This is a genomic window from Zhenpiania hominis (assembly GCF_014333425.1).
Taxonomy (GTDB): Bacteria; Bacillota; Clostridia; order Peptostreptococcales; family Anaerovoracaceae; genus Hominibacterium; species Hominibacterium hominis.
Map to the genome: position 1 here is coordinate 66,525 of NZ_JACRYT010000005.1, position 13,438 is coordinate 79,962.

A 13,438-nucleotide genomic window follows, 5' to 3' on the forward strand; every position below is an offset into this window, starting at 1 on the left:
TTTCAAAGAAACCGCAAGTTATATAAATTTGCGGTTTCTTTGAATTAACTTGCGAAATCTAAAAAGATGTGATATAATATTCTAAAAGTTCGTTATTTTCTGTCGAAACCAAGAAGAAAGGTGGGATGCGATTGAATGCACTATTAGAAAAGTTGAAGGAAGTCTTTGTTTCAGTACTTCCGATTACAATGATCGTTCTAATTCTGAATTTTACCCTGACACCCATGTCCGGCAGTATGGTAATCCGGTTTTTAATCGGAGCAGTATTGATTATCGCCGGTCTCTCGGTTTTTCTTCTGGGTGTTGATCTGGGAATCACTCCGATTGGGAACCATATGGGTTCCTTTATTACAAAGAGCAACAAATTCGTTATTGTAGTTTTGGCTGGAATGGCTCTGGGATTTTTTATTTCGATTGCCGAACCGGATCTTCACATTCTGGCTAATCAGGTGGATAGTGTAACCGATGGACTGATTCCCAAAATCACCATTGTCATCGTTGTTTCTATTGGAATCGCGGTGCTGCTTGGCACTGGACTAGGCAGAATTGTAAAAGGGTTTCCGCTTTATAAGCTTTTGACAATTCTCTATTTGATTATACTGGTTCTTGCTTTATTTACTTCAAGAGAGTTTCTTGCGATTTCTTTTGATGCGTCAGGAGCTACGACGGGCGCCATGACAGTTCCCTTTATTATGGCGCTGGCAATTGGCGTAACCGCTATGAGAAAGGACTCTAAATCATCGGAAAAAGATAGTTTTGGCTTGGTAGCGATTGCGTCTACTGGCGCGATTATAGCTGTGATGATAATGAGTATTCTTTTCGGCACTGATGAGATACACGGTAGCATGACGGTTGACCCTGGAGAAAATCCGGCGATCCTGCTTCCATTTGTTCAGGAGTTCCCGCATATCGCGTGGGAATCCGCTCTGGCGGTGTTTCTAATCTGCAATATTGCGGCAATTAAAGTAAAAGGACGCAACCTGAAACGGATCTGTATCGGACTTTTTTATAACTGGATTGGTCTGACGGTTTTTCTTGTCGGTGTAAACGCGGGTTTCCTGGACGCGGGAAGTTACATCGGCCATTATCTCGCAGGGAATTATTCAAATGTGATTCTGATTATTGTCGGATTTGTGATTGGGCTGCTTACCATTCTGGCAGAACCGGCAGTACATGTATTAACGCATCAGATCGAGACGGTTACGGCAGGATATGTAAAACGTCCCTATGTGCTGGGAGCTCTGTCAATTGGCGTAGGGTGCGCGGTGGCTCTCTCGGTAGTGCGGATTCTGATACCGGAATTGCTGCTATGGCATTATCTGCTTCCAGGTTATGCAATTTGTATTGGATTGATGTACTTTGCACCAAAATTGTTTGTGGGAATAGCCTTTGATTCGGGTGGCGTTGCCTCGGGACCAATGACCGCTACTTTTATTCTGACATTTACGCAAGGTGCGGCTGAGTATGTAGAATGCGCGGATGTGATGGTAGAAGGTTTCGGCGTGATCGCAATGGTAGCAATGACTCCGATTATCGCGTTGCAGGTTTTGGGTTTGATTTTTAAAATAAAAACAGCGAAACAGGGAGGAGGGGAACAAAGTGAAACCCTTTGAGTGCGTTTATTTTGTAGTTCATCATGGGCTTGCCAGTAAAATACTGCGTTTTGCAAGGAATCACGGAATTTTCGGAGGAACCATTTTTTATGGAGTGGGAACGGTAAAGAATTTCTGGCTGGAGGTTTTTGAGCTGAGCCATACAGAGAAAGAAATTCTTGTTATGGTAGCCAAACCAGGCTATGCTTTTCGTCTGATGAAGCTGCTGTATGAGGAGCTGGAAATGGAAAAACAAAACCATGGAATTGTATTCAGTGTGCCAGCTCTGAGCTTTACGGGCGGAGTTCATGAGACGGATTTGGAGGGAGAAGACAAGGAGGGTAAAAGCATGTATCATCTGATAACGGTGATTGTCAATAAAGGTGACGCGGAAAAAGCGCTGGAAGCGGCACAGAGCGCGGGAACACAGGGTGGAACCATTATTAATGCCCGCGGAGCGGGAAGACATGAAACAAGCAGACTCTTTTTAATGGACATTGAGCCGGAAAAAGAAATTCTGATGATGATTGTGAAAAAGGAAAACTCGCAGGCAATAACAGAGGCGATTAACCGGGAAATGCATATGGAAGAACAGGGAAAAGGGGTTATGTTTGTTCAGGAAGTAAGCAGGGCCTATGGACTCTATCATAAGGAAAAATAAACACGGCAGATGAAATCCTTTTTTAATGAGAGATGCTCTTCAATTTCAGAGCATCTCTTTTTCGTGAAATTAACAGAGGTACCAGTACATTTGTCAAAATTTGTCGAAAAAGAATGATTGCAAAAAAATTCCAGTGTGTTATACTATACACAAGAAAGGAAAAATAAGTAAAATATGGATAAAAATGAAATTATAAAGCAGGATATAAATGTGAGAACTATTATTCAGAAAATACGGAATGCTTTGGCTCTGGAGGAAGAGGAGTTGACCGATGAGTTTGTCCGCGAGACCATTGAGGCACATATTTTAAAGGATAGAAGACTGATACAGAGACATCCGAAAGACGTAGAAAAACTGATCGACCGAATTTTTTTCTCTATGCGGAGAGAACTGGACATTCTGCAGCCTTATATTGAAGATGAACAGGTCTCTGAAATTATGGTAAATGGAAAGGATCATATCTTCGTTGAAAAAAATGGAATGATACAGAAGGCAGAGATTCAGTTTGATACCACAGAAGATCTGGAAGAGCTGATCCGAAGACTGGCGGCAGGGGTCCGTCGGGAAATTAATGAATTAAACCCGATCGTTGACGCTCGTCTGCCGGATGGATCCAGAGTAAACGCTGTTTACAAAAATATTGCTCTGAACGGACCAATCCTTACGATTCGAAAATTTCCGCAGAAAGCAATTGATATGCCCGCGTTGATAACAATGGGGAGCATCACAAAAGAAGCGGCGGATTTTCTTCAATCTATGGTAAAAGCGGGGTACAATTGTTTTATCAGTGGGGGAACTTCTTCCGGGAAAACGACATTTCTCAATGTGCTGTCCAACTTTATTCCTCATGATGAGAGGGTAATTCTAATTGAAGATTCCGCGGAATTGCAGATTAAGCAGATCCACAATCTGGTGCGATTGGAATGCAAACAGGCCAATGTCCAGCAGAAAGGCAGGGTGACCATGGAGGATTTGATCAAGACCAGTCTGCGAATGCGTCCAGATCGTATTATCGTAGGGGAAGTCCGGGGAAAGGAGGTGATGGATATGATACAGGCAAATATATCTACTAGAGAAAAAATGCGTTTGATGTTTTTTAACAAATTTCAAAATCATATTGCAAAATTTACATTTTTTGCATATAATAACTATAAATTACAAGATACTTTTTTTCATAATTATAAATTGGAACAGGTTAAAGATGAGAAAGCTGATAGAAACAGTTGAGATAAGAGTAAACAAGTTATTAAATCTTTCAAGCAGTTAAATACGAGTGCAAGAAAGGAGAAGTTCAAAGAGTATTAAAAAAGGAGATCAAATAGTGATATAGTATGAGAGCCAGATCGAAATGTTTTAATCAATAGTGAAGCTACAAAAGGAAATGCGTAATAGTACCTAAATCGCTCCACCAAAAAAGCGAAAGAGATGTTAAAAAATATAATATTTGGCAGGAAATACAGATGGATAAGATAATATTAGAAAAAGGATGGGATTTATCGGCATATTCCGGTTTATGCAGTTATGGTAAAACACTTTTTAACACTGGAACTCTTTCCACTTACTTTTGTGCAAAGCAAGACTGGAATACATATCGATTTTTGCTTCAAGAACTCCATCTAAAGCAATTAGAAGGAGTGGATTTCCATGGAAGAGAAACATTTGAGGAAAGAATAAATAAATTAAAAGGGATCGATGAAATTTCTATATTAAAAAAACTATTTAAGTTAATTTGTATGCCAGGATGGTTAAGCGAAAAAATAGCATATATTTATTCATGGGAGCAAATTGATTATGCTTGGAAGGGATTCACGCAGCCAATGGATCCAGAAAAACGGAAACGATTAAAAGAAGTGGTGCGCGAGTTAGAATTATTAGAAGCAGATGATACGCTACCAATGGGAGAAAAAGCAATTCGAAGAAACAATTTGAAGGCAGAAAAGAAATATCTTAACGATGGGCCAAGTTACTATCCAATGAGACGGAAGAAAACAGGGGATAAGATTTATAAGACTTGTTTTGAGGATCATATCTCGAGACTTATTATGAGAGAACTTAGAAAATATAAGAATGGAGAGCCGATTCCTAATACCCCTTCATCTTGCTTGAGTGAGGAAAAAGGTGAGGCGCTTGTAACCAACCAGTTTTTAAAAGAAACGATACTGCACGATGAACCTCAGAAGAAAAAAGAGAAAGCGATCCTTTATGTGCATGGTGGACTGATTCAATGTCTTAAGGAGAAGCACCCGATAGAAAGCCGTAAAGCAAAGGTCTACACAATACGAGGCATTGTAGAATTGAATATCAATTACTGTCAAAAATGTAGCATACATTTTATTAGCATTGATGAGTTAAGATACTATCTAAAAAAATATCAGGCGATTTTTACAGATTTTCGTTGGATCGAAGAGAACAGTGCCCGAGAAGATGTAATAAATTATAGTTCTCAAATCCATCAATCGCCATTGTATTTATGTGGATATACAGTGGACTCCAAGATTGGTTTAGATGCTTCGACAAGGCAAAACATTCTAAGCAAGATTATAGATTTCGAGATTCTAAAGAAATATGAAATTATTCAGTATTTAGATTTTTTTATCAAACGGAATGGAGCGATTCAGGCTAATAAATTTGCAAAAGAAAAATGGAAGTCAGATATCGAATTTGTAAGAAGTTATCACTTTGAAACGCAGCAAGAGGTGTGCATAAAACAGATCAAGCGCATACAAAAGAAACGTTAAACGTATTAATAGTATTCTAACTAAGAAAAGGAGGATGAGATGAAAAGTACAGGAATCGTGAGAAGGATTGATCCCCTGGGGCGAATTGTACTTCCGAAAGAGCTACGACGAACCTTAGATATTGAACTTAGAGATTCAATAGAAATATTTACTGATGGGGATAGGATTTTGCTGAGAAAGTATAGAAAAAACTGTATCATTTGTGGTTCGGAAAGCGATCTTATGACCTTTAAGGGAAAACCTGTTTGCAGGGCATGTATTGAGAGTCTAAGAAGAGAAACTTGTGAATAATGCGTAATAACTTATATTCATGGGAGGTGATGATATAAGGATAAGAGAACATTAAGCTTAATGAGATGCATATAAAAAATTGGTTTTGGATTACAGCAGATAACTCTGCTGTTTTTTTGCGCGAAAATTTAGGAGGAGAGATTTATGGAGAAAAGAATGATCTATGCAGAGTTTAAAGCCCGGTTGATAAAAGAACTGGAAGAAAAATTTATGTGTGAAGGAGAATTACAAAAACAAACGGTCATTCAATCAGGAGACAGGATGTTAACCGGCTTACATCTTGAAAAAGAAAGTTCAGGGATAGCGTGTACCATCTTCATTGAGGACTTATATCGAGATTATTTAGAACATGGAGATTTTAATCTTGCTGTGCTTGGTGCAGGAGAACTTCTTCAAAGAGAAGCGCCAGAATTCATGCGAAATCGTGCAGTGGATATAACTCCAGAATATATAAAAGAAAATGTTTTTTGTGAATTACTCGGAGGACGTTACAATCAGGAATTCCTTAGAACCGTTCCTCATCTATCTGTGAAGAATACAGATTTGGCAATTACATATCGCTGTATGGTTGGAGAAGATTCAAGTGGAATTGCAGCTTTTTTTATTCATCCTGATCTGATGGCCTATAGTGGAATGACTTTGAAGGAATTACATCAGACGGCACTATCAAACACACAACGAATGTTCCCTATGGAAATTATGGAATTAGCTCCAGAGATGAAAGCCATTACGAATCAACAGAAAGTGTTTGGTGCGACAGCGATTCTCTATCCTGGTGTTTTGGAAGCAATTGCCGAAAAAGAAAACAGTGACTTTTATCTTCTACCTTCCTCAATTCACGAGATGATTCTTGTTCCAGATCAAGGTAACTTTTCTGAAAAGGAACTGAGATGGATTGTCAGGAGTGCCAATCAGGAAGTCGTAGCACCGAATGAGGTGCTGTCCGACAGCATTTATCGTTATAAAAAGGATGAAAGGAAGCTAGAGCGCTGTAAGGAACCGACGGAGCGTCAGGTGGAACAGGATCGTTAAAAAATATGAAAAGACTTCCTAAGAAACAGCCTTTTTGCCTATATAATAGAGCATAGGAGAAAGGAGTAGATGTATGGAAGAAGTAAGAATGGAACAAACACTTGAGGATCGGATCTGGGATCAGATTTGCCAAGATGTATGGGAACGGTTGAATCATAATCCAAAATATCAAGACGTCTTGGTGGAAAAGGAACGTTTATTGGACAGATATGAAAATGTGACACATATTTTAGAGTATACGTCCAGTGGAGAATTGCGACTATCTGAACAAGAGCAAGAAGCATTGAAATCTTTACTAAGGCTTGAAGATAAGTGTCAGGAAATCGAACAAAGAGAAATCTACAAAGAAGGCTTTCGCCATTGTTATTTCCTGTTGAAAGAAATTGAGAGGAGCGGTTAAAATGAAGGAAAAACAAACAGATTATATGATCTATTTTGGAAGGATAAATACAATCGTTATAACTTGTCACTGGAAAGAGTCGCGAGAAACGTTATGGAAAAATTATTTAAAGAAGTGATAAGAATGTAAGGGCAACAGGGCAACTGTTGCTTTTTATTATGGTAAGAATACGAAAGTAAGGTATGTTTTATTGCTGGAAGAGACAATAGCGAATAAGGAGGACCGCGATGGCAGTATTTCGTGTGGAGAAAACAAAAGATTATACGGTAATGGCAAATCATCATTTGAAGAATCAGACGTTGTCACTGAAAGCAAAAGGGCTTTTATCTTTGATGCTGTCGCTTCCAGATACATGGGATTATACACTCCGAGGACTATCCGTGATTTGTAAAGATGGTGTGGATGGAATTCGGACTGCGGTTAAGGAACTGGAAGAACAGGGGTATATAAAACGTAGACGAATCCGAAATGAAAAAGGACAATTGATAACGATAGAGTATATGATTTATGAATATCCAAACAGGGAAGGAATGCCTATCAAGGAAGGGAGGGAAATGGGGAACCCTGTGCAGGCGCTTCCAAAACAGGAAAAGCCTGCACAGGTACTTCCAATCCAATTAAATACGAAAGTATCAAATACACAAAAACAAAATACATCATCCATCAATATGGATTCCATAGATGCTATTCGCAGTAGGTTTTGCGAGAAACTTGACACCTGTACACTACAGAAAAAATTAGGGAAACGCCGACTGGATCAAATCATTGAACTTCTTTCTGAAACGGTATTTCTGGCTTCCCATCAAGAGTATTTTTCGATTGGAAAGTATGAGTATCCAGCGAAGTTGGTCTTGGAACGTCTGACATCGTTAGATTGCAGCCATTTAGAATATATTCTGGAATGTATGGAAAAGCAGAATCAACCAATTCGCAATATTCGCGAGTATTGGTTGACCGCATTATTTCGTGCTCCGGTTACGATTGATGCATACTATGATTCCGAAGTGCGATGCGAGAATTCGGATTTTTTATGATACACTAAAAAGAGGATAATTAAATGGAAGGCAGGAGATGGAAGATGGAGAGAACGAAATGGCATAGATGGATAGGACTACTTCTGATGATTCTAGTAATCAGCGGGAACTGTGGATGGAATCTGGATACCGTATATGCAAGCATGATAGGAAGAGTTACAAAGGTGAAGACACTTCCACAAGGTGTCCATACGATTCAGATAACCTGGAACCGAATAAAAGGCGCAAACTTTTATCAGATTTACCGTGCAGCAAAAAAGCAAGGACCATACAAAAAAATTAAAAAGACGAGGAAACGTTCTTTTTTCGATCGAAAGCGGGTGCCAGGAAAACGATATTGGTACCAAATTCGCGCTTGCAGGGGTAAATCGAAAGGATCATTCTCAAGAAAAACCAGCGGAATGTCCAAACCGGAAACCGTAACCGGGTTAAAGGTAGAACAGGTGTCGGATCAATGCCTTAATATAAGTTGGAAGCGAGCAAAGGGTGCAACTGCCTATCAACTATACCGATCTACATCCAAAACAAGTTCTTATAAAAAGATAGGGAAGATAAGGCGTACGAATTATCAAGATAGCCAACTTCAACCTGAAAAAACGTACTTTTATAAAGTCCGTGCATGCCGTGGAAATGTATATGGTAAATTTTCAACTCAAAGAAGTGGCCGGACTCGTGGGAGAGAGCGGCAACAGGTTACGATTCCAAAGAATCCCATACCGGATCCGTCCCTGGCTACACAGCGGCATCTGAAAATCTTAGATATGGAAACAGGGCAGGAAGTACAGGAGTTAAGCGCAGGAGAAGATTATCTGCTTTCCTCAAGCAGCTTATATGCAATGTCCACTTCGGAAGCCTATGATGCAGATTCAAAAACAAAAGCAATGTCCTATTGCCATATTACACCACAAAGGAGTGAGGAAGGAATCTTAAAAGCGGTTCTTTCTCCGCTTCTTGCTGGAACGCTCTACTTTCAGAATGAAGATGGAATTGAACGATCTTATCCGATTACAGAAGGGACCAAGATTCAGACAGCCTCTATGAATATCGAACTGGGAGGAGCGGTTCCGCCAGGATTTATCGAAAGCTATGAGACGATCTATAATCGGCAATATCTGTATCAAGTGGAGAAAAATCCGGAGCATCTTATTCTGATTGGGGCGGAAAATGAAAGAGTACAAACCGTATTTTTGATGGAACCCTATCAGATAAATACCGAGAATGCGTATTTAGAAGTGACGCAGACTGCATTTGGCGGGACGACTATCCAGCCAATCCGCTACTATAGTGATAAACTTTTGGAAGGACGGCTAAATTCATCTATTTCATTGCTTCGAAATGAAAGTACCCTGGCGAATATCGTGGCGAATGCTATTCGCGCGGGGAATGGACTTTGTGACTTGATAGAGAAAGAAGATCTTACGAAGAAAGCAGAAGAACAAGCCATACGTGTCTCTACATACAACGGGAACTCTTCCTATTGGCACAATCTCGGAGGAAATCCAGGGCAACGCTACGGGAACTGTGGCTATCAATCCGTAAATGAAAATATCACAAAAGGCGGAATGGGAAGCGCACATTGTGTAGCTGTGGCGGCAATTGACGCCTATTATACTTCACCAGGCCACCGACAGAACCTCTTAGCACCGTCCCATGCTTATATTGGAACGGGGATTGTGTATCATGGAGCAGACAGCTTTACGATTACCCAAGCCTATGCAAAATAAAAAAAGTAAGTAAAACAAAAGTCAACAGAAGCGTTGGAATCTCCGCGCTTCTTTTTTGATCGGGAAGGGATATATGAAGGATATACGAAAACGGTTAAAAGAACCTTAAGCTACGAAAGAAATGAATGCAGAAGACCTTCGGGTCTTTTTCTTTTACAAAAAGTAGATGCCAAGATGAAGAAAAGGGGAACTCTTATGGAAACGGTAAAGAAAAAAGGAAAACGATTTCTGATTTTGCTTTTGATTGCAATGCTGATTTGCGGAATTCCATTAGAAGTCCGTGCTGGAGCTGTGAAAGAATCCAACATAGCTCAGAACGGAGAAGCGATCCAATTGGAGGCAGCAGATATAAAAACAGAAAGCGTAATGAAAGAATTAGAGCAACAAAATGGGATGGTACTGTTCAGTACCGGAGCATCACCGCTTGCTGCAAACGCTCGTGTGGAATTAACCTATTCCAGAACCATCCAGTATGAAAATTTCTTTACGAGGAATTTTCGTGTAAAAATTGACGGAAAGACAAAAGTTGCATATTGTGTTCAACCAAAAGAAACACCACCTGCAGAAGGTGCACATACAGCAATCGATTATAATAACAAGCTTATGAGTAAGGCACTATACTACAGTTGGGGCTATCCGGGATATGATCGGAATACCAAGCAGTATGTAAGTAAAAAGGATGATGACGATGATTGGGCAGACGATGATGATGCCTACGCGCTTTGTCATATGATTCTAAGCTACTTATATGATAAAAGCAGTGCGGATTCAGACGCTTTTTACGGTGTCAGCAGCGACACGATTAAACTTGTCAAACAGGTAGCTGATAAAATCGAAAATGACTGGCCCGATGCACCTACGGATTCCTCATTAAAACTAAATTATTCCAGCGTCAAGGCAACGTGGGATGCAGAAAATCAAGTGCAAGAAACACCTGTATTTCGTCTAACTGCGCATTCCGATAATCGAATCCAGATCCCACTCCCCAAAGGCGTCAAAATCCATCGGACTCGTGATGGTGTTACGAAAACCTATGGAAGCGAACGAACAATTAAGGTATATGGTGGTGATACCTTTTATTTTACGGCGGACAAGAGTGTAAGAGGAACTTGGAAGACAGGAAATTTAGAGGGTTCTCTGTCCAGTTTTAATCCTTATTTAATAAGGGTTTCCGGAAGCCAGGATATTCTTTTTTGCGGTACTGGAGAAACTTCTAACACTTCCTTTTCGGTTACCTGGGTAGAATGGGGAAAATTAACCGTAAAAAAACTACTGGAAGACGGAGAAAAAAGTATCGATCTGGAACTGGATTTTTACGATGGGATTCAATTTCAACTTACAGGAAATAACGTAAATATTGCCTTAAAGCCGGACAAAAATGGGAATCTTATAGATTCAAATGGAAATACAACTTTGGAACTGTTACCTGGCACTTATGTTTTGAGTGAAACTTCTGTGCCGGATCGATATCGGGAAAAACTTCAAAAGGAGATTATTATTACAGCAGGGGAAGAACGCAAAGAAAGCTTGAATAACCTTGTGAAAAAAGGAAATTTTCGCCTTCTAAAGGTTTATAAAGAAGACCTGCAGGACAACGAATCCATCGTTTTTGATCGGGAAGCCGGGGTGGTATTCCGCGTTTGGGACGCAGATTATTACATGGCAGGCTGGAATTTTGAAGATGTGCCAACCATGTTTAAAGATGAGATTACAACGGATCAGAATGGAGAAGCCGGGACGAAAGACCTGCCGGTGGGTGAGTATCTGGTTCAGCAGGTGACAACCGATCAGAACCACTGGAAAGTGAAAGACTTTTTTGTTGACATCGAAGATAAAACAACCACAACAAAACCGATTACTGTGATTGGAAACAAAACGACCGAAGTACCCGTGAAATTTATTAAAATTGATGCAGAGACCGAGAAAGTGGTACGGATTGCTGGAATTCAGTTCCAAGTATATGATCGGGAAGGTAATTTGATTATACAACAGGATAAAAAAGGAAATCCGGTTGATACTTATGTGACAGATGCAAACGGAGAGGCCTGGATGGAAGCCGCATTGCCGGCAGGCCAGTATCAGGTAAAAGAAATCAAGGCTCCTCCGGGTTATGCACTTGCAGATGAGATGGTTTCCTTCTCTGTCAATTCCGAGACCCAAAAAGGAGAAGTCATCGAAGTACGAGTTGCGGATAAACCGCAAAAAGTGGAACTCCTGCTTCATAAACAGGCAGAGACCTTTCTTCCAGATCCAACATATGCACGCTTTTCCTATGTGGAGATGGCCATGCCATTTGTCAAATTTGATGTAATGGCGGCAGAGGACATAGAGACTGGAGATGGAACCATCCGGCTTAAGAAAGGATCCATTGCAGAATCCGATCTTTTGACCGATGAACAGGGAAGTGCACAGACAAAGCCACTGTACCCAGGAAAGTATGTCATACTCGAAAAAGGTTTATACAGTAAAGTAAAACAATATCATCTGAAGGAAACCGATCTTACAAATATCGTTACAAACTGGCAGATCGCATTACAAGATGCAGGAAAGAAATTACCATCTCAAATAGAACGTGAGGCCTTTGAAACGGCACTTTCCAAGCCATTAGAGCAGGAATTTAAAATCGATCATGAAGGGAATAGCTTCTGGGAAGCACCAAGAGTTACAGGGCCAGAGTATTCGTTTGATTCCATTCAGGAAAAAATTCTACAAGATTATCTGCGCGACCTTCCGGTGGAACAGATAGAAGAAATCTGGAGAGAACTTTCTTTGGATCGGTATGATGTACCACAGGATGGAATTGTCGCACAGGTAGAACTGAAAGCGGATGAAGCTGCAGTTGAAATTACAAGACAGGAACTGACAATCAAAAATAAGCTGAAAAAAGGCGGAATGAAACTTACAAAAACGGATCTCAGTGACGGAAGACCGATTCCAAATACAGGGATACGCATTTATTTGGAAGATCAAAGGACGGTTATTTTTGAAGGAAGAACTGATCAAGATGGAATCCTCACTATTCCAGAACTTCCGATCGGCCACTACTATTTTCAGGAATACGACGCACCTTCGGGATACCTAATTGATGAGAATCTCTATTCCTTTACCATTCAGGAAGGAATCATAACAAAGTGCCAGATGACTAATCAAATGCAAATGGGGCGGATCCGGATACAGAAAAGCGGAGAATCTTACCAAATTAAGGATAAAAAGGAGTATCTCTATGAAAAAAACGAAGCTCTTGCAGGAGCCGAATTTGCAGTGATAGCGGCGGAAAATATTTATTCTCCTACTGGACATCTGTATGTAAGAAAAGGTGCTACTGTAGAACGAATGGTAACGAATCAAAAAGGACAGGCAGAAACAAGACCACTGCACTTGGGAAAATATCAGATAAAAGAAATCAAAATCCCAGAGGGATATGTGAAAGCAATCGATCGTCTTGTTGAACTGAAACCGGGAGAGCAAAATATAGAAGTCGTTGACGTACAGGTAAATATCCAAAATCACCGAATCAAGGGCGGGGTAGAAATCAGCAAGGTCGATGTTTCTACCAAGGAACCTCTACCAAACACCGGAATCCGTATTTTAGATGAAAGAAAACAGGAAATCTTAAAAGGAAGAACGGATAAAGATGGAAAACTGACATTTCAAAAGATGCCTGCAGGAATTTATTATTTCCAGGAATTTGATGCTCCACCGAATTATCAACTTAACGAAGAAGCGCATCTATTTGAAATAAAAGAAGATGGGGAAATCGTTCGATGTGAAATGACCAACAAAGCAAATCCAGTAGTGATGGGGAATACTCCCCAAACTGGTGATGGGAATAAAATTGGACCGTTGATCGGGATTTTACTGCTTTCTTTGATTGCCTTGTTCTTTGCAGCTCTCACAAAACGAAGGGATGTCGAAGAATGGGAGAATCAAGAAGTCGATCAAGATAAGTAGTTCTGCGAAAAAAGA

General features: G+C 40.2%; 10 protein-coding genes and 1 pseudogene. All 11 read left to right on the forward strand.

From position 1 onward, the window contains the following. The first annotated feature begins 131 nt into the window (after window positions 1–131). The 11 genes and pseudogenes from H9L42_RS06840 to H9L42_RS06885 all read left to right on the forward strand — a co-directional run bounded on the left by H9L42_RS06840 (window position 132) and on the right by H9L42_RS06885 (window position 13,423). Window positions 132–1,613 carry a DUF1538 domain-containing protein gene (locus H9L42_RS06840; protein ID WP_187302646.1) on the forward strand — a complete coding sequence of 494 codons (1,482 nt, stop codon included), beginning with the start codon at window positions 132–134 and terminating at the stop codon, window positions 1,611–1,613. Further along, window positions 1,600–2,253: a P-II family nitrogen regulator gene (locus H9L42_RS17265; RefSeq protein WP_187302647.1), complete on the forward strand. Its 654-nt coding sequence runs from the start codon at window positions 1,600–1,602 to the stop codon at window positions 2,251–2,253. Before H9L42_RS06840 ends, H9L42_RS17265 begins: the two co-directional genes overlap by 14 nt. A gap of 210 nt (window positions 2,254–2,463) precedes the next feature. Next, a complete protein-coding gene (locus H9L42_RS06850; protein ID WP_346726293.1) occupies window positions 2,464–3,480 on the forward strand; it encodes a CpaF family protein in 1,017 nt (338 codons plus the stop codon). Between the two features lie 233 nt (window positions 3,481–3,713). Next, window positions 3,714–4,991 carry a hypothetical protein gene (locus tag H9L42_RS06855; protein ID WP_187302649.1) on the forward strand — a complete coding sequence of 426 codons (1,278 nt, stop codon included), beginning with the start codon at window positions 3,714–3,716 and terminating at the stop codon, window positions 4,989–4,991. Between the two features lie 39 nt (window positions 4,992–5,030). Further along, on the forward strand, window positions 5,031–5,282 hold the full coding sequence (locus H9L42_RS06860; protein ID WP_187302650.1) for an AbrB/MazE/SpoVT family DNA-binding domain-containing protein: 252 nt from the start codon (window positions 5,031–5,033) through the stop codon (window positions 5,280–5,282). Between the two features lie 144 nt (window positions 5,283–5,426). Then, window positions 5,427–6,314, forward strand: a complete 888-nt coding sequence (locus tag H9L42_RS06865) for a DUF5688 family protein (RefSeq protein WP_187302651.1) — start codon at window positions 5,427–5,429, stop codon at window positions 6,312–6,314. 73 nt (window positions 6,315–6,387) lie between these two features. Further along, window positions 6,388–6,714, forward strand: coding sequence for a hypothetical protein (locus H9L42_RS06870; protein ID WP_187302652.1), 327 nt, complete (start codon window positions 6,388–6,390; stop codon window positions 6,712–6,714). A 227-nt stretch (window positions 6,715–6,941) separates the two neighbouring features. Next, window positions 6,942–7,748: a DUF6017 domain-containing protein gene (locus tag H9L42_RS06875; RefSeq protein ID WP_187302653.1), complete on the forward strand. Its 807-nt coding sequence runs from the start codon at window positions 6,942–6,944 to the stop codon at window positions 7,746–7,748. A gap of 401 nt (window positions 7,749–8,149) precedes the next feature. Then, window positions 8,150–8,398: pseudogene (locus tag H9L42_RS17350) on the forward strand (fibronectin type III domain-containing protein); the annotation flags it as partial. Window positions 8,399–8,509: 111 nt separating this feature from the next. Further along, complete coding sequence (locus tag H9L42_RS06880) at window positions 8,510–9,472, forward strand: CAP domain-containing protein (RefSeq protein WP_187302654.1); 963 nt, start codon at window positions 8,510–8,512, stop codon at window positions 9,470–9,472. A gap of 195 nt (window positions 9,473–9,667) precedes the next feature. Continuing rightward, window positions 9,668–13,423: a SpaA isopeptide-forming pilin-related protein gene (locus H9L42_RS06885; RefSeq protein ID WP_187302655.1), complete on the forward strand. Its 3,756-nt coding sequence runs from the start codon at window positions 9,668–9,670 to the stop codon at window positions 13,421–13,423. Window positions 13,424–13,438 lie beyond the last annotated feature (15 nt).